The organism is Eubacterium sp. CAG:156 (assembly GCF_000434315.1).
GTDB lineage: Bacteria > Bacillota > Clostridia > Lachnospirales > Lachnospiraceae > Eubacterium_U > Eubacterium_U album.
The window spans coordinates 46186-70027 of sequence record NZ_FR878188.1; the positions used below are offsets into that span (position 1 = coordinate 46186).

A 23842-nucleotide genomic window follows, 5' to 3' on the forward strand; every position below is an offset into this window, starting at 1 on the left:
AAATGGAAAAGAAACCGTTTGTAACACTTGAACAACTTAAGGAAATTGAAAAGACTTATCCTACGCCATATCATATTTATGATGAAAAGGGTTTTATGGAGAATGCAAGAAAAGTTAATGAAGCATTTTCATGGAATAAGGGATTTAGAGAATATTTTGCTGTTAAAGCTGAACCAAATCCATTTATCATAAAGAAGTTAAAAGAAGTCGGATGTGGTGTTGACTGTTCATCATATACAGAACTTATGATTGCTGACAAATTAGGGTTTAGAGACGATGAGATTATGTTCTCTTCAAATGAAACACCTGAAGGTGAATTTGGATATTGTGCAAAACTTGGCGGAATTATTAATCTTGATGATATTACAATGATTGATTTCATGGAAAAAGAAGCAGGCATTCCTGAAACTGTAAGTTGCAGATATAATCCGGGTGGAGTTTTTGAAGCATGTAACGGAATTATGGACAATCCGGGAGATGCTAAATACGGAATGACTCACGAGCAGATTATTGAAGCTTATAAAATTTTAAAAGAAAAAGGCGTAAAGAATTTTGGAATTCATGCATTCTTAGCTAGTAATACAGTTACAAATGAATATTATCCTAGACTTGCTAAGACAATTTTTGAACTTGCAGTTGAGTTGAAGGAAAAGACTGGAGCACACATTAAATTCATCAATTTATCAGGTGGTGTTGGAATACCTTACAGACCGGATCAGGAACCAAATGATATTATGGTTATTGGCGAGGGAGTAAGAAGAGTATATGAAGAGGTGCTTACACCTGCAGGAATGGATGATGTAGCTATTTATACTGAAATGGGAAGATTCATGATGGGACCATACGGTGCACTTGTAACAAAGGCTGTACATGAAAAGCATATTTACAAAGAATATATTGGCGTAGATGCATGTGCTGCTAACTTGATGAGACCTGCAATGTATGGAGCTTACCATCATATTACTGTTATGGGTAAGGAAAATGAACCTTGCGACCATACATATGATATTGTTGGTTCATTATGCGAAAATAATGACAAATTTGCAGTAGACAGAAAATTGCCAAAGATTGATATGGGAGATTTCCTTGTAATTCATGATTCAGGAGCTCATGGATTCTCAATGGGATATAATTATAACGGAAGACTTCGTTCTGCAGAATTATTGTTACAGGAAGATGGAAGCGTAAAATTAATTCGTAGAGCAGAAACTCCAAAAGATTATTTTGCTACATTTGATTTCTGTGACATAATGAAATAGTCATGGAGGAAAATATGAGACAGATAATTAATGAGATTTCTAAGGGTAAAAATATAGATGATAATCTAAAAAAATATGCAGATGGATTTAGCAAAATAAATAATAAATTTGCATATATCAGACTTGCGCTTAACTACTATACTTTTTTGCAGATGCAGCAGGATGAAAATGATGTAATAAGTTCTGATATTGTCTTAGAATTAAATAAGATGAATGAAGTTATTGCAGACATGAGTGAAGAAGATATAAGTGTAGTTGAGGATATGCGTAATAACATCATTAGAAAAATGCAGGCCTTAACATATTATGTAGATAAGTATAATGTATACGAATTTGCGTACAACAGAGTTGAATATAAATATCACGATTATGATATGCCGGCAAATTATAGTGATGAAGAATTTACAAGAAAAATAATGAAATATATATTCGATGATGAAGACGCGACAATAATTAACAGTAAAATATGTGAAATTATAGGTCAGCTTCCAATCAGAATGACTAAATCAAAGTTTTTTGAATATGTAAATTCGGGATTAGATGTATATAATCAGGGCGAAAAGAGTAGTTTAGATGATTTTGTTTATAGAATAAGAACAAGTGCTATTTTAGAAGAAAAGGAAGATTACAAACTTTTATATCCGGAAATTCATGATACATTTGAAGAATTAGATAAATATGATTTGAAGAATATAACAGAAGATGAAGTTAATGAATTTTCTGAAAAATTATCAGAGTTAACAGCTTATATTGATGATAATGTGTCTGCAAATATGATGATGCAGGAATTGATTAATGATGTTTTGCTTGTGCTATATACATCAGAGAGTCAGGAAAATGATGACATTACAGCAATATGTAGCGAAGTTGTCAGTGAAACTAATTTGATGTTTACAGGAAAATTTGCTCATAAGACAAATGAAGAATTAGAGGCGATGTTTGTTAAATTAGAAGGCAAACAGGAAGAACTTTATCACAATATAATGAATTACGATATTGTTGACCAGATATTAGATAAGAATAAAGATGACATTATCAGAAATAATCTTGAAAAAACATATGAAAAGGTATCAAGACTTCCTCTGTTAAATTCAGACAGTTTATTTGTGGAATTTGACAAAAAACAGGATAAGGATAAGGTAAATGAAGAATATTTAGAAAAGGTAAAGGAAAATCTGTACAAAGAATTTATCGACAAATTCGCTAATAGTCAGAGGCTGATAAAGAAGTCGATAATGTCTGCAACATTGAGTGAATTACCTGTATTTTTCAACAATATAAGTGAATTACAGGATTTCGTATACAATTGTTTAAAGGGATGTACTGATATGGCAGAAAAAAAAGGATGCTTAGAAATTATTTCATCGATGATTGTATAAATGGAGGTGCATATGAAATGGTGCGATGATTTGTATATAGGACATGAAGCAATGGACGATAAGGATAATATTGTCTCTAAAATAAAAGAAGGAAAAATGCAGTTTAATATTTATGTATTGGCTGCACCCTTCAATGATACGGATGTCCTTGACATTTATCCGTCATATGTGCTCTTACAAAAGAGATATCTTAATTCGGAACTTATGATTTATGGTATAGCTAAAGGCAAGGAAGAAGCTTATGATATGACCCAGTTGATTATTATGGATTGTTTCCGCGCAACCGGGCAATTTAAACTAAAGGAATATATGGAAAATAATCATAGTTTCACTTGATTGCAACAGAAGGAGTAAAATGTTACATATTTTATTAATTTTATTAAAAATAATAGGAATTATTCTGCTGGCAAGTCTTGCTTTAGTTGCGCTGTTGTTTATTTTACCGGCATCATATAAGATTGAAGGAATAAAAAATAAAGAACAAAGTTATTTAACAATTCATGGTGGATGGCTTTTTCATCTTCTTCATTTTAATATGGAATACAGTGAAGAACTGAAGTATTCATTGAGAATTTTTGGATTAAAAATTTTTAGTGATGATACTGATGAAAATGAATATGATTCTTATGAAACATTTGAAAATGACAAAAAATATGAAAAACGTGGCAGTACAGAAGATAATGATAAAAATATGAATTCTGTAGAGAGTGACGATTTCATAAAAGCCGGACAAGAATTTAAGGGTGATAACATTGAGGAAAATGCTTCGGCAAACAACCAGAAACATTTAGATAAAGAAAGTGTAGATGAACGTCAGTCTTATATTAACAAAGAAGAATCATCAACCGATGAAGAGAATAGTGATTTAGACTATAAAGTAAAGCAGTTAATAGAGTTTATTAAAAATATATGGTTTAAATGTAGAAAACTATTTGGTAAAATAAAGCATAAGGTTCGAAGCACAAAACACAAATTTAAAAATAATCAAAAAAAATTTAAATATTTAATAGAGTATTTAAAGAGTGAAGAAGTAAAAACTGCATATAACTATATTAAAAGTAAGACAAGTCAGATTGTAAAGTTACTGAAACCTAAAAAAATAAGAGGAAAACTTGAGTTTGGATTTGAAAGTCCGGACAAGACGGGGAAGATGCTTGGAGTTATTGCAGTTGTATGTACTGCGTTAAAGCTTAATATGGATAATTTTCAAATAGAACCTGATTTTGAAAACAAGAAATTTAATGGAATAATCAAGGCATGGGGACATTTTTCTATAGGAGTTGTAGGTGTTTATATTTTACAGATTTATATGAAAGATGAAGTGCATGCCGTTATTGATAAGTTTAGTTGACAGGAGGTATTTATATGTCAGAAGATAGAAAAGCCACAGATGATTTACTAAGAGCAATGGAAAAATTTATTACTACAAAATCTGTTGTAGGTGAAGCAATAACTGTTGGAGATACAATTATTCTTCCTATGGCTGATGTTTCTTTTGGAATGGGTGTTGGTACTTTTTCAAAAGATACAAGTGCAGGTGGAGGAGTTGGTGGAAAGATAACACCAAGTGCCGTATTGGTTATAAAAGATGGTTCTTCAAAACTTATCAGTATAAATGACCAGGATGGGTTCTCGAGAATCATTGATATGGTTCCTGATATTGTTAATAAATTTACAAGTAAAAATGATGATGCAGATACATTTGATGAAGAGTAAATGAAAATTAAGAATTATTACAATTGATTTTAGAAATAAATTAATAAAAATGGCTTGTTTATAGGTTATTTTTATTAATTTTTTTCATATAATATCTATATAAAAACACTAGGAATTAAAATGGGAAAAGTTTGTGGATTTGCTCTATTTTGGGTTGCGCTTGGAATGACTATAGCGTTAATAATAAGTAGCACTTTTTTAGTGGTCTGCTTGATAATTATGTGCCTGATTTTAGGGTATAATCTTTTTTGCTCATGCAAATAAAATACAGAAAGGTAAATGAACAATGAACATAGCAGATTTATTTGAAGAAGGAAAAACAATATTTTCTTTTGAGGTATTCCCACCAAAGAAAGAAAGTGGAATAGAAACGGTATATGACACAATAGAAAAACTTACAGATTTGAAACCTGATTTTATTAGTGTTACTTATGGAGCAGGTGGAAGTGGAGTAACAAATCCTATAACAAAGGATATTTGCTCAAAAATTAAGAATGAATATAAATTAGAAACAATAGCTCATTTGTCATGCATTAATAACACAAAGGATGAAATAGATAAGATTCTTGAAGAATTAAAAAAAGAGGGAATAGACAATATTTTAGCCTTAAGAGGTGACAGAGTTGAAGGGTTAGAGCCTAAAAAAGATTTTACATATGCATCTGATTTGACTAAATATATTATGGACAAGGGCGGATTTCATGTTTCAGGAGCATGCTATCCTGAAGTACATATGGAAGCAAAAGATGCAGTTGATGATATAAAGAACTTAAAGAAAAAAGTGGATGCAGGAGCAGACCATTTGATTTCTCAGTTATTTTTTGATAATAGAGTATTCTACGATTTTTTGGAAAGAGCCAGAATTGCAGATATTAATGTACCGATTGAAGCCGGAATTATGCCTGTAACAAGTAAGAGCCAGATTGAAAGAATGGTTACAATGTGTGGAGCAAGTATTCCTGCATCATTATCAAGAATAATGCAGAGATATGAATCAAATCCGGAAGCTTTAAGAGATGCAGGAATTGCATATGCGATTAATCAGATTATTGATTTGGCAGCTAATGGAATTGATGGTGTACATATTTATACAATGAACAACCCTTATGTAGCAAGAAAAATTACAGAAGGAGTTGAAAGTGTGGTTAAGCACAACAGATAAGGAATAAAATGAGAGATAAAGACATAATACTTGACTATGTAAATGTAAATGAAGCTTTAAGATATTTAGGATATGGGGATAATAAACCTGACGATAATACAAAAAAATTATTGGATATATGTAGTGAAGAATTGCTAAAGGTTATACAGCCTAAATATGTTTATAGAGTATTTGATTTAAATGAAGATTATTCTATAGATGGTGTGGATTTTGAATTAAAAGGAGAGGCAATAAAAAATCATCTTAAAGGATGTGAAAAAATTGCTATGATGTGCGTTACATTATCTGCTGGAGTGGATTCTTTAATTAGAAGAAAACAGATAGGAGATATGGCACAGGCTGCCATAATTGATAGTATGGCTTCGGCTGCTGTAGAACAGGTATGCGACAAGGTTGAAGAAATTATAAAAAAAGAATTTCCTAATTACGAATATACATGGAGATTTGGCATAGGATATGATGATTTTCCGTTAGAATTGCAACAACAGTTTTTAAATGTTGTAAATGCATCAAAACAGATAGGCGTATGTGTTAATGATAGTTTTATGCTTACACCTACAAAATCAGTTACATGTATTATTGGTATGGGATATAATCTTAAGACATCAAACAAGAAAAGTTGTGATAATTGTAGCTTTAGAGAAAAATGCCAATATAGGAAGGCGGGAAAGAACTGTGGACGTTAAAGAATTATTGAAAAAAGGATATATTGTTTTAGACGGAGCTATGGGAACCATGCTTCAGAAAAAAGGAATGAAGATGGGAGTGGTTCCTGAAACTTTGGGAATTACCAAACCTGATTGGATTATTGATATTCATAAACAATATATTGAAGCCGGTTCGGATATTGTTTATGCAAATACATTTGGCGCAAACAGATATAAGTTAAAGGGTACAGGATATTCAACAGAAGAAATAATAAAAAAGGCAATTGAAAACGGTAGAAAAGCATGCGAGGGAAGCGAAAGCTTCGTTGCACTTGATATAGGACCTATAGGACAACTTCTTGAACCAACAGGAAGTTTAAGCTTTGAAGAAGCATATGATATTTTTAAAGAAGAAATTCTTGCCGGAAAAGATGCAGATGTAATTGTAATTGAAACAATGACTGATTTGTTAGAAACAAAAGCTGCTGTTCTTGTGGCTAAGGAAAATTCAAACTTACCAGTGTTTGTTACAATGACATTTGAAGAAAATAAGAGAACATTTACAGGATGTTCAGTCTCAGCAATGGTACTTACAATTGTGGGACTTGGGGTTGATGCAATTGGTGTAAATTGCTCTCTTGGACCTGACCAGTTAGCACCAATAGTAGAAGAAATAGGAAAATGGTCAGATATTCCGGTAATTGTAAAGGCTAATGCAGGTTTGCCTGACCCTGTTACAAATGAATATGATGTAACACCTGAGCAGTTTGTTGAAGATTATAAACAGATGCTAAAATTTGGTGCTAGAATATTTGGCGGATGTTGTGGTACAAATCCTGAGTATATTCGTGCCGTTAAAGCAATGCTTGTAGAAGCACAGAAGAATAATGAATTTGAATCAAACAGACAGGAAAGACAACTTGCAATATGTTCTCCAATTAATACCGTAGTGGTAAACCAACCTAGAATTATCGGTGAAAGAATCAATCCTACAGGTAAAAAGCGTTTTAAACAAGCGTTAGTTGAAAAAGATATGGACTATATTTTAGGACAGGCAACTGAACAGATAGAAGCCGGAGCTGAAATATTAGATGTAAATGTTGGTCATCCTGAAATCGATGAAAAAGAAATGATGATTAAGACTGTAAAAGAACTTCAAAGCATTGTTTCAGTTCCACTTCAGATCGATTCAACAAAACCGGAAGTTATTGAGGCGGCTTTGCGAGTTTATAATGGTAAGGCAATTGTAAACTCGGTAAATGGCGAAGATAAGGTGTTAGATACCATTCTTCCTATTGTTAAAAAGTATGGTGCTGCAGTTATTGGACTTGCATTGGATGAAAATGGTATTCCGGCTGATTACAAAGGCAGAGTTGAAATTGCTAAGAAAATATTAAATAAAGCATTAAGTTATGGGATTCCAAAAGAAGACGTTATTATAGACTGTCTTGTTTTAACGGTTTCAGCAGAACAGAAAGCTGCAGGAGAAACTTTAAAGGCATTAAATATTGTTAAAAATGAATTAGGATTAAGAACTGTTTTGGGTGTATCGAACATTTCATTTGGTTTACCAAACAGAGAATTAGTAAATAAGACATTTTTGACAATGGCACTTACAAATGGACTTGATTTGCCTATTATGAATCCGAATGTTCCGTCAATGGTATGGGCTGTAAGAACTTATAAGGTGCTTGCAGATATAGATAAAAATTCAATGGAATTTATTTCCCATGCGGATGAATATACAGAGGTAGTTGGAAACAGTAAAACAAAAGAAGGCGCAGTTCCAGCTGATAATGGTGATGCAAATGACGGTAAGAACAGTAAATTGCTAAAGGCAATGGAACAGGGACTTAAAAATGAGGGGGCAGAACTGACAAGAGCGTATCTTGAAAATAAAGACGCCATGGAAATAATAAATGATATGCTTATTCCGGCATTAGATGTTGTGGGTGACAAATTTGAAAAAGGAAAAATATTCCTTCCACAGCTAATTATGGCAGCTGATGTTGCAAAAGTATGTTTTGATGAAGTTAAGAATTATATGTCAGCTAAAGGTGGTCAGTCAGAACAAAAAGGTAAGATTGTAATAGCTACTGTAAAAGGTGATATTCATGATATCGGAAAAAATATTGTGAAAGTAATTCTTGAAAACTATGGTTATAATGTAATTGACCTTGGAAGAGACGTGGACCCTATGAAGGTAGTAGAAGCCGTAAAGGAAAATGATGTAAAACTCGTAGGTTTATCAGCACTTATGACTACGACATTAGGTTCAATGGAAGATACTATTAATCTTTTAAAGGAAAATAATCTTGATTGCAAAATAATGGTCGGTGGAGCTGTGCTTACTGAAGATTATGCAATGAAAATCGGAGCTGATTATTATGCAAAGGATGCAAAACGAAGTGCAGATATTGCTAAAGAAGTTTTGGGTTAGAGAATATAAAAATAGCGGTGGTAATAGATGGAAATCTGACCACCGTTTTATTATTGTGCTACTCCAATTCTTGACAAAGAGTTAAGTTTGGATATTTTAAATATAAAAATAAAAAAGAACCAACAGTGTTGGTTCTTTTTTATTAAGCACGTTCAACCTTACCTGATCTTAAGCAAGAAGTACAAACGTACATTTTCTTTGCGCCTCCGTTAACTTTAACTTTAACAGATTTGATATTTGATTTCCACATTTTATTTGAACGTCTATGAGAATGGCTCACAGCGTTACCAAAATGAGCACCCTTATCGCAAATTTCACATTTAGCCATAATAGCACCTCCTTACACAAAACAATTAGGTCAAATTAACGTAATTGACCTGACACAAAGAGCATTCTAACAGAAAATATTGCAATTTGCAACAGTTTTTTGTATAAATATAAAAATAAATCCAACAAATTACCTATTTAAATAAGAAACAGTTCAGCCAAAAGCTCGAATCCGCAGATAAATCTGCTACTTCTCGCTTATTTAGCTTACCAAATGCCACCATACCATTAGGCCCAATAGCCTGCGAGCAGTCTTTGAACCTAATGGTATGGTGGCGCTTGACTGAACTGTTGATAAAATCTGCTTTTATTTTTTTAGAAAAGAATGTATAATATAGTAAGCTATGTATAAAAATGATTTTGAGATATACAGGAGGTATATATATGAAAGGAAAGATGAATACTGATTTAGGTCAGGTTTTAATTAGCCCTGAAGTAATCGCTAAATATGCCGGAACAACAGCATGTGAATGTTTTGGTATTGTTGGTATGGCAATGGTAAGTGTAAAAGACGGTCTTGTTAAATTATTAAAGAGAGACAGCTTATCAAAAGGAATAAATGTTACAATTGATGAAAATAATGAGATTTCAATAGAATTCCATGTTATTATCGCTTATGGTGTTAATATTTCTACAATAGCTGAGAATATTATTTCTAGTGTTAAGTATAAAGTAGAAGCTTATACAGGAATGACAGTTAAGAAAATTAATATATATGTTGAAGGAGTTAGAGTAATAGACTAACTAATTACTCAAGGAGGAAATTATTTTGGTTAATAAGATTGATGCTAGTATGTTTCAAAAAATGTTCTTAGCAGGAGCAAAAAATCTTGAAGCAAAGAAAGAATGGATTAATGAATTAAATGTATTCCCTGTACCGGATGGAGATACAGGTACAAATATGACATTAACAATTATGTCAGCAGCTAAAGAAGTAGGCGGAATTGAAAATCCTGATATGAAAGTAATTGCTAAAGCAATATCATCAGGTTCCTTAAGAGGAGCCAGAGGTAATTCAGGTGTTATCCTTTCCCAGTTATTCAGAGGATTCACAAAGGAAATTAAGACATGTGAAGAAATTGATGCAATGGTTTTAGCAAAAGCCTGCAATAGAGCGGTTGAAACAGCATACAAAGCAGTTATGAAACCTAAAGAAGGTACAATCCTTACAGTTGCAAAAGGAATGGCAGATAAAGCAGCACAAGTAGCTGAAACAGAAGAAGATTTAACAGTAATGATTGATGAAATCATTAAACATGGTGATGATGTACTTAATCAGACACCTGAAATGCTTCCTGTTTTAAAACAGGCCGGAGTTGTTGATTCAGGTGGACAGGGATTAATGCAGGTTGTAAAGGGTGCTTACGATGCATTCCTTGGAAAAGAAATAGACCTTACAATAGAAGATGCAGCTAAACCGGTTGACAAGTCTAAATTAGAAGTTACAGATAATTTTGATATTAAATATGGATACTGCACTGAATTTATTATTAATTTAGATAAAGAAATGCCTATTGAAACAGAAAAAGAATTTAAAGCATATCTTGAATCTATAGGTGATTCTATTGTAGTTGTTGCTGATGATGAAGTAGTAAAGGTTCATGTTCATACTAATGATCCGGGACTTGCTATTCAGAAAGCTCTTACATTTGGATCTCTTTCAAAGATGAAGATTGATAATATGAGAGAAGAGCATCAGGAAAGATTAATTAAAGATGCTGAGAAAGTAGCAGCTCAACAGGAAGAAGAAAAAAAGAATGAGCCTAGAAAAGACTATGGATTTGTAGCAATTTCTGTAGGTGAAGGCTTAGATGAAATATTTAAGGGATTAGGAGTTGACTATATTATTTCAGGTGGTCAGACAATGAATCCAAGCACAGAAGATATTTTAGAGGCAGTTGATAAGATAAATGCCGATACAATATTTGTTCTTCCTAATAACAAGAATATTATTCTTGCAGCACAGCAGGCTGAAAGTTTAGTTGAAGATAAAAAGCTTGTTGTAATTCCATCAAAGACAGTTCCTCAGGGAATTGCAGCTATGATTGGATTTGTACAAGAATCTTCAGTAGAAGAAAACAAGGAATCAATGATTGAAAACATGTCATATATAAAGACAGGACAGTCAACTTACGCAGTAAGAGACACAGTTATTGATGATAAGGAAATTCATGAAGGAAATATTATGGGTATAGGTGATGACGGAATCCTTTCAGTAGGTGAAGATATTGCTGATACAACAGTTGATATGATTCGTGAAATGGTTGATGAAGAATCAGAAATTGTCAGCCTTTACTATGGTAGCGATGTGACAGAAGACGATGCAAATGAATTAGCAAAAAAAGTTGAAAAAGCACTTCCGGACGTAGAAGTAGAAGTTTATCCGGGTGGACAGCCAATTTACTATTATATAGCATCAGTGGAATAGGCTTGGAGGAATACGTATGGAAGAAACATTTGTAGAATATATTGTTAAAACAAAAACATCACTTTCAGCAATTGGAATTAGAATAGGATGCATATTTATTGTTATATGTTGCTTTTTACTTACAGCAGTTCTTGGAATTTTAGGTGTAACATTAGGTGTACTGGCCATTTATCTCACATATATGGCTTTTCAGATGACAAGTGTAGAATATGAATATTCAATACTTAACAGTGAAATTTCTGTTGATAAAATAATGGGACAGAGAAAAAGAAAAAAAGTTGCTGAATTTGATATGAAAAATGCAGAAATAATGGCAGATGCAGACAGTGAAGAAATTCTTCGCCGTGTTAATAATGAAATGAAGGTTCTTGATTATTCATCAAGAGAAGCCGGAAAATTAAAATATGCTGTTATTTTCAACGAAGCAAATGGGATTACGGAAATGATTTTTGAACCAAATGAAAAAATGGTTGAAGCATTACACAAAATAAGACCAAGCATAGTTAGAATTGCAAACAGATAGTTAAATATTTACATTCCTTTATGGAAAGTAATTTATTGACAATAAAAAGAAATTTTGTTAGTGTTAGTTCTAATAACTAAAAACAAAAAAGATAAAGAGAAAGAGAGGAATATTCCAATGGGAAAAATTATTGGTGAAGGAATTACTTTTGATGACGTTTTGTTAGTACCACAGTACTCACAGGTTACACCTAATATGGTTGACTTAACAACACACTTAACAAAGTCTATCAAGTTAAACATTCCAATGATGAGTGCCGGAATGGACACAGTAACAGAACACAGAATGGCTATCGCCATGGCAAGACAGGGTGGTATAGGTATTATCCACAAAAATATGTCAATCCAGGAACAGGCGGACGAAGTAGACAAAGTAAAACGTTCTGAAAACGGTGTTATTACAGATCCTTTCTATTTAACTCCAGAACATACATTAAAAGATGCTAACGATTTAATGGCAAAATTCAGAATTTCAGGTGTTCCTATTGTTGTAGGAAAGAAATTAGTTGGTATTATTACTAACCGTGATTTGAAATTTGAAACAGATGGTTCTAAGTTGATTAAAGATTCAATGACATCTGAAGGATTGATTACAGCTAAAGAGGGAATTACACTTGAAGAAGCTAAAGCAATTTTAGCTAAGGCAAGAAAAGAAAAACTTCCAATCGTAGATGACGATTTCAATTTAAAGGGATTAATTACAATAAAGGATATTGAAAAACAGATTAAATACCCATTATCAGCAAAGGATGAACAGGGAAGACTTCTTTGTGGTGCTGCAGTTGGTATTACAACAAATGTACTTGAAAGAGTAGATGCTTTAGTAAAGGCTAAAGTTGACGTTATTGTAATTGATTCAGCTCATGGTCATTCACAGAACATTTTTAATACTTTAAAATTAATTAAAGATAAATATCCTGATTTACAGGTAATAGCAGGTAATGTTGCAACAGGAGCTGCTACAAAGGATTTAATCGAAGCAGGAGCAGATGCAGTAAAGGTCGGTATTGGACCTGGATCAATTTGTACAACAAGAGTTGTTGCAGGTATTGGTGTACCACAGATTACAGCTATTATGGATTGTTACGAAGTAGCTAAAGAATATGGAGTACCTATTATTGCAGATGGTGGAATCAAGTTTTCAGGTGACATTGTAAAAGCAATCGCTGCAGGTGGAAATGTTTGTATGATGGGTTCAATGTTTGCAGGTTGTGATGAAGCACCTGGTACATTTGAATTATTCCAGGGAAGAAAATACAAAGTATACAGAGGTATGGGTTCAATTGCTGCTATGGAAAATGGTAGTAAAGACAGATACTTCCAGACAGATGCTAAGAAACTTGTTCCAGAAGGTGTTGAAGGACGTGTTGCTTACAGAGGAACATTGGAAGATACAGTATTCCAGTTAATGGGTGGTCTTAGATCAGGTATGGGATATTGTGGAGCTAAGGACATTGAAACATTAAAAGAAACAGGACAGTTTGTTAAAATTTCAGCAGCTTCATTAAAGGAAAGTCATCCACATGACATCCATATCACAAAAGAAGCTCCAAACTATAGTACAGAAGTTTAATATTTACTTAATATAGTTTGAAATAATTGTGAATTATAAAATTTTACTATGTAAAATCATAATAATATGTTAAAATTAAAAGGACTTTTGCGGAATGTAGAAGTCCTTTTATATTATGCAGAGGTGTCATTATACTTAATTTTTGTTTAGAAAATGATAAAGGTGTAAATGAGTTGAAAAATAACGGTTACTAAATGAAGCAGTTTAGTGATTGCTTATAAAATTGACACGTGTATAAAATTTGAATTATATGAGGAGAAAGTAATGAAAGTATTAAAGAAGATTTGGGTTCCGGTCTTAATTGCGATTATATTAATTGCATTTGGTGGGGCAGTATATTATCAAAAGGCAGTAGTTCCTAAAAAGGAAATTGATAAAAAAGCAGGAATTACATCCGGTAAATTAGATGATTATATTACATTAGGAGAATATAAAGGTTTATCATGTGAAGTTACACAAGATGATATCGATGAATCAATAAAAGAAGAAACACAGACATATACAGAAGTTGACAGAGAAGCAAAAGAAGGCGATTGCGTTGAAATTACATATACAGGTTATGTAGACGGAGAAAAGGAAAAGAATATCAGCCAGAGTAATTGTGAATTATATGTTGGACAGGAAGAAAGCCTTTATGCAGAATTTACAAATGCAGTTGTTGGACATAAGGCAGGAGATAAAGTAGAATATCAGGCAAAAGATACAGATGACATAAATTATGTTGCGGAAAAAGATTCTGATTACACGGGCAAAAACGTTAAGTTTACGCTTAAACTTGTATCTGTAAGCGAAGAAGAAACAGAAGATGTAACAGATAAATGGGTAAAGGATAATTATAATGAAGATTATGGAATCTCAACAGTAAAAGAATTCTATAAATGGAATGAGGATTATGTTCTTGAAAACAAAAAGAGTGATTTATGGCAGAGTGCAGTTGATAATGCGACAATGAATGGATATCCTCAGGAAATGTATGATAGTGTAAAAGAAGAATTTGATTCGGATGCAGCATATTATGCAGACTCTTATGGAATTACAGTTGACGAATATTTGTATGATTTCTCAGGATATACAGAAGAAAGCTTACAGGAAGAATATTTAAATGAAGTAAAATCTAATCTTGTAATGTGGAAAATTGTTGAAAAAGAAAATTTGACAGCTTCATCATCTGAAATCGAAGATAAATACGAAGAATTATATGCTGATTGCGGATATGATAATGTTGAAGATATGAAGAAAGATTATACTGATAAAGAAATTGAAGAAGCAGTGTTACTTGATAAAGCTATGGATGTTGTGTACGATAATGCAAATATAACAAAATCTTATAGCTTGCCAAAATAAAACTGTAATAAGTTTACAAGTTTTATTATTGAAATACAGGAAAGTTGTTATATAAAATTGATTTATAAGTCAGTAATGAAAAAATAAATAAGACAATAAAGATAGATAGAACAGATAATATGAACGATGTAATTTTGCAAGTGTTATTTGTTCTATTTTTTGTCTAGAGTAAGAACAACTGAATGCGATGAATTATTTAGTTACACAAGACCTGATGGAACATCCTACTTTACAGCGTTTAATCAGGCAGTAATTGATGATTGGACAAGAAGAGCAGAGAATTTGGCAGAGGATTATGATACTCCTGTAGAAGTAGTGAATGCGTGGATGAAATCTCCTACGCATAAGGCAAATATTATGAATGGAGAATTTGAGTACATAGGAATTGGATGTGTTAAAGTTGGGGAACATATATATTGGACACAGGAATTCTTAACAAGATAATGAATAACAGAAAATATACGGTGTTTTATAAAAAAATAAATACAAAATAAATTATAGCATTTGAAGTTGACAAAGCAACTTTAAATGCTATAATTGTGTTTGAATAAAGAAAACGTTGACGAGACGAGTAGATTAGCAGGAGGGCTACAGAGAGAAGCACCAAGGCTGGAAGTGCTTTGCGGATGGCTAATTGAAAACTACCTCTGAGTGACCCCAATCAGGTCCGGTGATTCCGTTATAATCGCAATGAGAGGCCTATGTAAAATAGACAATCAGGGTGGAACCGCGAGATATTCGTCCCTGCTTACTAATTGTAAGCAGGGCTTTTTTATTGTATTAATGAGTCTGGCTTACAAGAAATAATTATCAGATGTGTAAAGGAGAAAGTGAAAATGAAGATTACTTTAAAAGATGGCTCAGTAAGAGAGTATTCAGAACCAATGACAGTAAACGACATCGCATTTGACATTTCAGGCGGGCTTGGAAGAGCAGCATGTGCAGGAGAAATTGATGGCGAAGTTGTAGATTTAAGAACAACAGTAGACAAAGATTGTAATTTAAATATTTTAACATTTAAAGATGAAGCTGGAAAAGCTGCATACAGACACACTACATCACATGTTCTTGCAGAAGCAATTAAGAATTTGTATCCTGATGTAAAATTAGCTATTGGACCTTCTGTTGATAATGGATTTTATTATGATTTTGACAGCGAACCATTTTCAAGAGAAGATTTAGATAAAATCGAAGCTGAGATGAAGAAAATCATTAAGAAAGGTGCTAAACTTGAAAGATTTACACTTCCTAGAGAAGATGCAATCAAGTATATGGAAGACAGAAATGAACCTTACAAGGTAGAACTTATTAAAGATTTACCGGAAGATTCGATTATATCTTTCTATAGTCAGGGTGAATTTGTTGATTTATGTGCAGGACCACATTTGATGTCAACAAAGTCAATTAAAGCATTTAAATTGACATCTTCATCAATGGCATACTGGAGAGGTGATTCTAATAAAGCAAGACTTCAGAGAATTTACGGAACAGCATTTGACAGCAAAGATGATTTAAAAGCTTATTTAGATGAACTTGAAGAAGCAAAGAACAGAGACCATAATAAACTTGGTAGGGAAATGGAACTCTTTACAACTGTAGATGTAATCGGACAGGGACTTCCATTACTTATGCCAAAGGGACAGAAGATGGTTCAGAAATTACAAAGATGGATTGAGGACCTTGAAGATAATGAATGGGGTTATGTACGTACAAAGACTCCATTAATGGCAAAGAGTGATTTGTATAAAATTTCAGGACACTGGGATCATTACAAAGAAGGAATGTTTGTATTAGGCGATGAAGAAAAAGATAAAGAAGTATTTGCACTTCGCCCAATGACATGTCCATTCCAATACTATGTATACAAAGCAAGCCAGAAGAGTTATAGAGATTTGCCATGCAGATATGGTGAAACATCTACACTTTTTAGAAATGAAGATTCAGGTGAAATGCATGGACTTACAAGAGTTCGTCAGTTTACAATTTCAGAAGGTCATCTTATTGTAAGACCTGACCAGATGGTTAAAGAATTTAAGGATTGTATAGCATTAGCTCAGTACTGTTTACAGACTTTAGGATTAGAAGAAGATGTAACATATCATCTTTCAAAATGGGATCCTGAAAATAAAGAAAAATATATCGGAGAACCTGAAGTATGGAATGAAACAGAACAGGATATTAGAAATGTTTTAAATGAATTAAATATCCCATTTGTAGAAGATGTTGGTGAAGCAGCGTTTTACGGACCAAAGGTAGATATCAATGCAAAGAATGTATATGGAAAAGAAGATACAATGATTACAATTCAGTGGGATGCTTTATTAGCTGAACAGTTTGATATGTATTACATTGATGAAAATGGAGATAAGGTAAGACCATATATCATCCATAGAACATCTATCGGATGCTATGAAAGAACACTTGCATGGTTAATTGAAAAATATGCAGGCAAGTTTCCAACATGGTTATGTCCTGAACAGGTAAGAGTTTTACCAATTTCAGATAAATATGTTGACTATGCAGAAAAAGTAGCTGCAGAACTCAAGAAAAACGGAATTGATGTTACTGTTGATGGAAGATCAGAAAAGATTGGATATAAGATTAGAGAAGCACGTTTAGACAAACTTCCTTATATGCTTGTTGTAGGACAACAGGAAGAGGCTGATGGAACAGTATCTGTAAGAAGCAGATTTGCAGGTGATGAAGGAATTAAGAAATTAGATGAATTTATTGATGCAATTTGCAAAGAAATCAGAACAAAAGAAATCAGAAAAGAAATTCCATTAGAAGAGAGAAAATAATACTGATTTAAAAATTTTGTTTATTAAATAAAATGCATAAAAAAAGAACAATTGAAGAAAATAAGCATATCGGAAAATTTCCGAAATATATAATTGGAGGACGAAGATATGCCTATTTTAAATTGTTCAGTTCAAAATTGCTATTATAACAAAGAAAAGAAGTGCTGTCTTGATGGAATAAGAGTGGAAGGAAGCACAGCAGATACTGTTAACTCAACAGCCTGTGGAAGTTTTAAGGAACAGGGTGAAGGAAGCTATACAAGTAATTGTCATTGTGGAATGTCACCGGAAACAAAATTACAGGTGCAGTGCGAAGCAGTTAAATGTACATTTAATGGTGATAAAAAATGTTGCGCAGATCGTATAGGAATTGAAGGTAATGGTGCAAAGCATTATACTGAAACAGCCTGTGGAACATTTAAACCTGAATAAAATGTAAAATGATAAATTAAAAAAGGTATTTCAAAATAGTGATTTAAGGACGGATAAGTGAATTTATCTGCCTGATTAAAGCTTGAAGAAAACAAAAAAACATAAATCAAAAAAATGTGTTGACATATGTATTGCAAGATGGTAATATATATGTCGATGTATAAAACAAAGCAGAGTATCCACTCTCACCCAGACACATAGAGGTGATTCGAGGTTAACATTTAATTCATTTGATTTGAGTTTTTAGTGGATAGTCTGACTATCCACTTTTTTTATGGAGGTGCAATACCATTAGCGAGTTAATGATTAATGAACAGATTAGGGACAAAGAAATAAGACTCATTGGTTCAGATGGAGAACAGCTTGGAATTATGTCTTCAAGAGAAGCATTGAAGAAGGCTGAAGAAGCTGAATTAGATTTAATTAAGATTGCCCCAAAGGCTCAGCCACCTGTTTGCAAGATTATGGATTACGGAAAGTATAGATATGAATTGCAGAAGAAGGAAAAGGAAGCCAAGAAAAAACAAAAGTCAGTAGAAATTAAGGAAATCAGATTATCTCCTAACGTTGAGATTAATGATTTGAAGACAAAGGCTAATAATGCAAGAAAGTTCTTAGAAAAGGGTGACAAAGTTAAAGTAACTCTTAGATTCAGAGGACGTGAGATGGCTCATATTAGTAGTAGTGCGCATGTTTTAGATGACTTTGCTAAGTTATTAGAAGATATATCAGTAATAAGCAAAAAAGCTAAACTTGAAGGTAGAAACATGACAATGTTTCTCGAACAAAAGCGATAGGCTAGAGTTTAAATTAAGGAGGAATATAAAATGCCAAAAATCAAGACAAGCAGAGCAGCTGCAAAACGTTTTAAAGTTACAGGAACAGGTAAACTTAAAAGAAACAAAGCTTATAAGTCACATATTTTAACAAAGAAATCAACTAAGAGAAAGAGAAATCTTAGAAAAGCAACAGTTACTGATGCTACAAACGTAAAAAATATGAAGAAGATTTTACCTTATTTATAATTCTGAGTAGGAGGAAATTATCATGGCAAGAATTAAAGGCGGAATGAACGCTAGAAAAAAACATAATAGAGTATTAAAGCTCGCTAAGGGTTACAGAGGAGCAAGATCAAAACAGTATAGAGTAGCAAAGCAGTCAGTAATGAGAGCTTTGACTTCAGCTTATGCTGGTAGAAAGCAGAAAAAGAGACAGTTCAGACAGTTATGGATTGCAAGAATTAACGCTGCAGCTAGAATGAATGGTCTTTCATACAGCAAATTTATGTATGGTCTTAAATTAGCAGGTGTTGAAATGAACAGAAAGATGTTAGCTGAAATGGCAGTTAACGATGCTGAAGGATTTACTAAATTAGTAGAAGTTGCTAAAGCAAAATTAGCATAATTTTAATATATTTAATACTTATAAAAAAGCAGTGAGTTATTCTCACTGCTTTTTTATTTTCACAAAAGAATCACAATTTGAACGAAATAACGTCACAATTGAAACATAGAATATACAAGAAAGTTATTGTAACGATACAATGCAATAAAATAGTAGGAGGAAAGACATGAGTATTGTAGAGATAAACAATCTTGTTAAAAAATATGGAGATAACGTTGCAGTTAATGATTTGAGTCTTAATATTGATTCAAAAGGTGTCTATGGATTTTTAGGACCAAATGGTGCAGGAAAATCTACGACAATGAACGTATTAACAGGGTATATAGGTGCAACATCAGGAACTGTTATAATTAATGGATATGACATTTTTAAAGAGCCTGAGGAGGCAAAAAAGAATGTTGGCTATTTGCCGGAGATTCCACCCCTTTATCAGGATATGACTGTATATGAATACTTGGAATTTGTATCTAAGATAAAGAAAATAAAGAAGGAAGAAAGAAAGGCTTGCATAGAACAGTCTTTGGAAATGACAAGAACGACAGAAGTTAGAGAACGACTTATTAGGAATTTGTCAAAAGGATATAAGCAAAGAGTAGGAATTGCGCAGGCAATTATGGGAATGCCTGACCTTATTATTTTAGACGAGCCAACAGTAGGTCTTGATCCAAAACAGATAATAGAAATTAGAGATTTGATTAGAAATTTAGGAAAAGAGCATACTGTAATTTTGAGCTCGCATATTTTGACTGAAATAAGTGAAGTATGTGAGAATATATTTATTATTTCTCAGGGCAAACTTGTGGCTTCAGGTAGGGAAGAAGAATTAATTGAAGAACTTGCAGGAGAAAACAGAATTGAGGCTATTATTAAAGGTGATGCGAATGAAATAGAAAATATACTTGATAAATTTGGATGCAAACATTCAATTGAAACTTTAGATGATGAAAAATGTAAAGCACAGATAGTGACATCACGTGATATTGATATAAGAGAAGGATTGTTCTTCGCATTGGCAGAAAAGAAAATGCCGTTATTAGAACTTAAGTTTAAGACTAAATCTCTTGAAGATTTATTTATTGAACTTACGACTGAATATAAGGCACAGCCAAAGAAAAAAGGTCTTAAGTTTAAAAAGAAAAATTCAGAAAAATTGGATGATAAAAACTTAGCAGATAATTTAAAAAATGAAGAAAAAGAAGTGCAGGAGGTAGAAAAATAATGCTAGCAATATATGAAAAGGAACTTAAATCATATTTTACTTCAGTAATTGCCTGCCTGTTTATAGCAGTTACAACATTTATAGCAGGTATATTCTTTATCTATTATAATCTTACATATGGCTATACACAAATGTATGCTGCATATAATGCATTACTAATTTTAGTATTTACAATACCAATTCTTACAATGAAAATTGTTGCAGATGAACGAAGACTTAAAACGGACCAGCTGATTTTGACATCTCCTATTTCAGTTGGAAAAACAGTTGTAGGTAAGTTTTTGGCGTTGGTTACAATATATTTGATACCTGTTTTAATAATGTGTGTATATCCACTTATTTTATCCAGATTTGGCGAAGTGTCATTTAGATTGGCATACACAAATATATTAGGATTATTTTTATATGGCTGTGCATTTATTGCAATAGGTGTATTTATTTCATCCATAACGGAAAGCCAGGTTATATCGGCCATTTTAAGCATAGTAATTTTATTTATGGGTTACATGATGAACTCCTTAGAAAATATGATTTCATCTTCAGGAAATGTACTTACAAAAATACTTGGCGCATTTGATTTGTTGTCACCTGTAGATGAATTTATGAGTGGTGTAATTTCTCTTTTTGGAGTAGTTTATTATCTGACAATTATTGTTTTGTTCCTATTCCTCACTTGTCAATCAATACAAAAAAGAAGATGGAACGTATCTAAGGCAACTATTTCAACAGGTGTATTTAGCACGGGATTTATCGCTGTAGCAATCGTAGTAGCAGTATTTGTAAATCTTGTTGCAGGTAAGGTTACAGATAAATCTTCATGGGCAAGCATAGACATGACAGCATCTAAGTTGTATTCAATAACAGATGATACAAAGAAAATGTTGAAGAAAATAAATGATGACGTTGTTATCTATGTTATGGCAGCTAAAGATGGCAGTGATGATACAATAAAGAAAACATTAAAAAATTACGAAAATAGCTCAAAGCATATAAGTGTTGAATATAAAGATACAAAATTAAATCCTTATTTTTACGCAGATTATACAGATTCAGCACCTACATCAAATAGTTTAATTGTTGTAAATAAAAAGACAAATAAGTCAAAGGTTGTAGATTACAATAACATTTATGAAGCAGATACAAGTTCATATTACACTACAGGCTCCACATCTTACACAGGATATGACTGTGAAGGTCAGTTAGACAGTGCTATATCATATGTGTTATCAGATAAGAATCCGGTTGTTTATCAGATAACAGGACATGATGAAATTGGAATGGGCTCGAAGTTTTCAGATGCAATTTCTAAAATGAATTGTGATGTTGAAGAAATAAAATTAGCAAGTATGGACAGTTTATCAGTTGATGATTGCGAAATGATAATGATTTTAGGACCTACAAAGGATTATTCTAAAGATGAGACACAGAAAGTTATTGATTATTTAAATGCCGGAGGAAAAGCAATTATTGCATGTGAGGCTTACAAGAGTGCACAGACAGATAAACCAAATTTTGAATCGATATTAGAAGCATTTGGAGTGAAAGTTGTTGAAGGTGTTATAGCTGAAAATGATACAGATTTCTACTCAAATCAGTACGGACCATTCTTTACATTTGCAAACGGCTCAGGAAGTTTTGCGTCAGGAATAGATAACTATATAATTGCTCCATATGCAAAAGGATTACAACAGGTAAATAAAGATGACTCTTCAATAACATATACATCTTTAGCAACAACATCAAAAGCAGTATCAAAAACACATTTGAAAAGTGCAAAAAAATATACTAAAGAAGATGGAGATGTTGAAGGAACATTTGATTTAGGAGCACAAATAAAGAAGAGTGTAACAAGCGAAAATGAAAATGGAGAAAGCACAACTACAGAAACCAACATTTTGGCGTTAAGTTCAGTTTATATGTTAGATGACAATATGAATGAACTTGTTGCAGACGCAAACCTTGAAATGTTCAATAATGCTTTAAGTGAGTATATTAATACAGATGATTCTGTAGAGACTTTGTCAATTCCTTCAAAGAGCCTCCAGGCTTCTCAGTTGACAATTACAGCATCAGTTTCAAGACTTGTAGGAATAATTGTTGCAGTTGTACTTCCTATAGCTATTTTAGTTGCGGGAATCGTAATTTGGACTAGAAGGAGAAAGAGATAATGAATAAACAGAAAAAACAATTTGTTGTAGTAGTTATTTTGATGGCAGTATGTATCATTGGTTATTTTGGCGTTGGTAAATTTTATAAAAATCAGGAAGAAAAAGAATCTGAAAATAAAGAGGCAACTGCAATAACGGCATTTGAGTTAAAAGATTATGAAAAAATAACAGCTTTTAACTATATAGCAAATGGCACATCGATTACATTAACAAAAGATAGCGATGGAAAATGGCATGATTCAAGCGATGCATCAGTAAATATAAGCAAAGATTCAGTTGAAACGGATATGCTTGCAAAACTTGTGTCAGTAACTGCAGATGAAAAAATTGCTAAAAAGGACGACATATCTCAATATGGATTTACCATAGATGATAATGGAAATGTAATTGCAGAGACAAATACAATAGCGCTTACAGACGAGGATAACACAACGTATACATTGTATATTGGAAAAGAAAATCCTTATGATACAAGTAAATATTATATGATGGTTGAAGGTGATGATAATATTTATTTGGTTGACTCAGATATTCAAACGGCATTTTCGAAGAATGTATCAGATATAACTGAGACAACAACAGAAGCTGCGACACAAGAGAGCACAGAAGCACAGACAGAAGAAATAACTGATGAGGCTGAAGCGAGAACAAATTAGTAAGAAATAGTAAAATATTGAAAAATGTAAACATAGAACTGTGAAGACAGAACAAATAAATGGTTTTATGATTATCCCAAAAGTTGATTTATAATAATTAAATATAAATCAACTTTTGGGTATTATAATGATAAAGCAAGGGTGAAATTATAAAGATAGTTAAATTTAATTGATGTTAATTAATAAAAAATGATGAATAGAAAAGGTAAATTCAATCTTGTAAGAGTGAATTACACTACAAATTAAACTACTAGTTAAAAAAATTAAAAAAAATGAAAAAAGTTGTTGACAAAAGTTGCACAAATGGTTATATTAATAAAGCAGTTTGATTGCAACGGGATCTTAGCTCAGCTGGGAGAGCACCT

23 protein-coding genes are annotated in these 23842 nt (G+C 32.5%); 22 read left to right on the forward strand and 1 reads right to left on the reverse strand.

Annotated elements, in window-relative coordinates:
- Nucleotides 1–2: 2 nt before the first annotated feature.
- The 8 genes from ABMA45_RS10365 to ABMA45_RS10400 all read left to right on the forward strand — a co-directional run bounded on the left by ABMA45_RS10365 (nucleotide 3) and on the right by ABMA45_RS10400 (nucleotide 8603).
- Complete coding sequence (locus ABMA45_RS10365; RefSeq protein ID WP_022089821.1) at nucleotides 3–1259, forward strand: diaminopimelate decarboxylase; 1257 nt, start codon at nucleotides 3–5, stop codon at nucleotides 1257–1259.
- Nucleotides 1260–1273: 14 nt separating this feature from the next.
- A complete protein-coding gene (locus ABMA45_RS10370; protein WP_022089822.1) occupies nucleotides 1274–2638 on the forward strand; it encodes a hypothetical protein in 1365 nt (454 codons plus the stop codon).
- Nucleotides 2639–2650: 12 nt separating this feature from the next.
- The gene (locus ABMA45_RS10375; protein WP_022089823.1) at nucleotides 2651–2974 is read left to right on the forward strand and encodes a hypothetical protein; all 324 of its coding nucleotides are present in this window, start codon (nucleotides 2651–2653) and stop codon (nucleotides 2972–2974) included.
- 19 nt (nucleotides 2975–2993) lie between these two features.
- The gene (locus ABMA45_RS10380; protein WP_022089824.1) at nucleotides 2994–3989 is read left to right on the forward strand and encodes a DUF2953 domain-containing protein; all 996 of its coding nucleotides are present in this window, start codon (nucleotides 2994–2996) and stop codon (nucleotides 3987–3989) included.
- 14 nt (nucleotides 3990–4003) lie between these two features.
- The gene (locus ABMA45_RS10385; RefSeq protein ID WP_022089825.1) at nucleotides 4004–4354 is read left to right on the forward strand and encodes a GerW family sporulation protein; all 351 of its coding nucleotides are present in this window, start codon (nucleotides 4004–4006) and stop codon (nucleotides 4352–4354) included.
- 286 nt (nucleotides 4355–4640) lie between these two features.
- Nucleotides 4641–5516, forward strand: coding sequence for a methylenetetrahydrofolate reductase [NAD(P)H] (metF, locus tag ABMA45_RS10390; protein ID WP_022089826.1), 876 nt, complete (start codon nucleotides 4641–4643; stop codon nucleotides 5514–5516).
- Between the two features lie 8 nt (nucleotides 5517–5524).
- The gene (locus ABMA45_RS10395; RefSeq protein ID WP_022089827.1) at nucleotides 5525–6202 is read left to right on the forward strand and encodes a vitamin B12 dependent-methionine synthase activation domain-containing protein; all 678 of its coding nucleotides are present in this window, start codon (nucleotides 5525–5527) and stop codon (nucleotides 6200–6202) included.
- On the forward strand, nucleotides 6192–8603 hold the full coding sequence (locus ABMA45_RS10400) for a homocysteine S-methyltransferase family protein (protein WP_022089828.1): 2412 nt from the start codon (nucleotides 6192–6194) through the stop codon (nucleotides 8601–8603). The genes ABMA45_RS10395 and ABMA45_RS10400 overlap by 11 nt, the downstream gene beginning before the upstream one ends.
- 142 nt (nucleotides 8604–8745) lie before the next feature.
- On the opposite strand, the gene rpmB is transcribed toward ABMA45_RS10400, so the two are convergent.
- Nucleotides 8746–8931, reverse strand: a complete 186-nt coding sequence (gene rpmB, locus ABMA45_RS10405) for a 50S ribosomal protein L28 (protein WP_022089829.1) — start codon at nucleotides 8929–8931, stop codon at nucleotides 8746–8748.
- Between the two features lie 383 nt (nucleotides 8932–9314).
- On the opposite strand from rpmB, the gene ABMA45_RS10410 reads away from it, so the two are divergent.
- The 14 genes from ABMA45_RS10410 to ABMA45_RS10475 all read left to right on the forward strand — a co-directional run bounded on the left by ABMA45_RS10410 (nucleotide 9315) and on the right by ABMA45_RS10475 (nucleotide 23477).
- Entirely contained in the window at nucleotides 9315–9674 is a 360-nt protein-coding gene (locus tag ABMA45_RS10410) for an Asp23/Gls24 family envelope stress response protein (protein WP_022089830.1), read from the forward strand.
- 22 nt (nucleotides 9675–9696) lie between these two features.
- A complete protein-coding gene (locus ABMA45_RS10415) occupies nucleotides 9697–11358 on the forward strand; it encodes a DAK2 domain-containing protein (protein WP_336306544.1) in 1662 nt (553 codons plus the stop codon).
- A 16-nt stretch (nucleotides 11359–11374) separates the two neighbouring features.
- On the forward strand, nucleotides 11375–11881 hold the full coding sequence (locus ABMA45_RS10420; RefSeq protein ID WP_022089832.1) for a DUF6106 family protein: 507 nt from the start codon (nucleotides 11375–11377) through the stop codon (nucleotides 11879–11881).
- Between the two features lie 117 nt (nucleotides 11882–11998).
- Complete coding sequence (gene guaB, locus ABMA45_RS10425; RefSeq protein WP_022089833.1) at nucleotides 11999–13453, forward strand: IMP dehydrogenase; 1455 nt, start codon at nucleotides 11999–12001, stop codon at nucleotides 13451–13453.
- A 264-nt stretch (nucleotides 13454–13717) separates the two neighbouring features.
- A complete protein-coding gene (locus ABMA45_RS10430) occupies nucleotides 13718–14797 on the forward strand; it encodes an FKBP-type peptidyl-prolyl cis-trans isomerase (protein ID WP_022089834.1) in 1080 nt (359 codons plus the stop codon).
- Between the two features lie 147 nt (nucleotides 14798–14944).
- A complete protein-coding gene (locus tag ABMA45_RS10435; RefSeq protein ID WP_022089835.1) occupies nucleotides 14945–15241 on the forward strand; it encodes a CAP domain-containing protein in 297 nt (98 codons plus the stop codon).
- A gap of 392 nt (nucleotides 15242–15633) precedes the next feature.
- Nucleotides 15634–17598, forward strand: coding sequence for a threonine--tRNA ligase (thrS, locus tag ABMA45_RS10440; protein WP_022089836.1), 1965 nt, complete (start codon nucleotides 15634–15636; stop codon nucleotides 17596–17598).
- A gap of 108 nt (nucleotides 17599–17706) precedes the next feature.
- Nucleotides 17707–18030, forward strand: coding sequence for a DUF1540 domain-containing protein (locus tag ABMA45_RS10445; protein WP_022089837.1), 324 nt, complete (start codon nucleotides 17707–17709; stop codon nucleotides 18028–18030).
- Nucleotides 18031–18332: 302 nt separating this feature from the next.
- Entirely contained in the window at nucleotides 18333–18827 is a 495-nt protein-coding gene (infC, locus tag ABMA45_RS10450; protein ID WP_022089838.1) for a translation initiation factor IF-3, read from the forward strand.
- A gap of 30 nt (nucleotides 18828–18857) precedes the next feature.
- Nucleotides 18858–19055, forward strand: coding sequence for a 50S ribosomal protein L35 (rpmI, locus tag ABMA45_RS10455; protein WP_022089839.1), 198 nt, complete (start codon nucleotides 18858–18860; stop codon nucleotides 19053–19055).
- A gap of 22 nt (nucleotides 19056–19077) precedes the next feature.
- Nucleotides 19078–19434, forward strand: coding sequence for a 50S ribosomal protein L20 (gene rplT / locus ABMA45_RS10460; RefSeq protein WP_022089840.1), 357 nt, complete (start codon nucleotides 19078–19080; stop codon nucleotides 19432–19434).
- Between the two features lie 166 nt (nucleotides 19435–19600).
- A complete protein-coding gene (locus tag ABMA45_RS10465; RefSeq protein WP_022089841.1) occupies nucleotides 19601–20653 on the forward strand; it encodes an ABC transporter ATP-binding protein in 1053 nt (350 codons plus the stop codon).
- The gene (locus tag ABMA45_RS10470; protein ID WP_022089842.1) at nucleotides 20653–22821 is read left to right on the forward strand and encodes a Gldg family protein; all 2169 of its coding nucleotides are present in this window, start codon (nucleotides 20653–20655) and stop codon (nucleotides 22819–22821) included. Before ABMA45_RS10465 ends, ABMA45_RS10470 begins: the two co-directional genes overlap by 1 nt.
- Complete coding sequence (locus tag ABMA45_RS10475; RefSeq protein ID WP_022089843.1) at nucleotides 22821–23477, forward strand: DUF4340 domain-containing protein; 657 nt, start codon at nucleotides 22821–22823, stop codon at nucleotides 23475–23477. Before ABMA45_RS10470 ends, ABMA45_RS10475 begins: the two co-directional genes overlap by 1 nt.
- The last annotated feature ends 365 nt before the right edge of the window (nucleotides 23478–23842 follow it).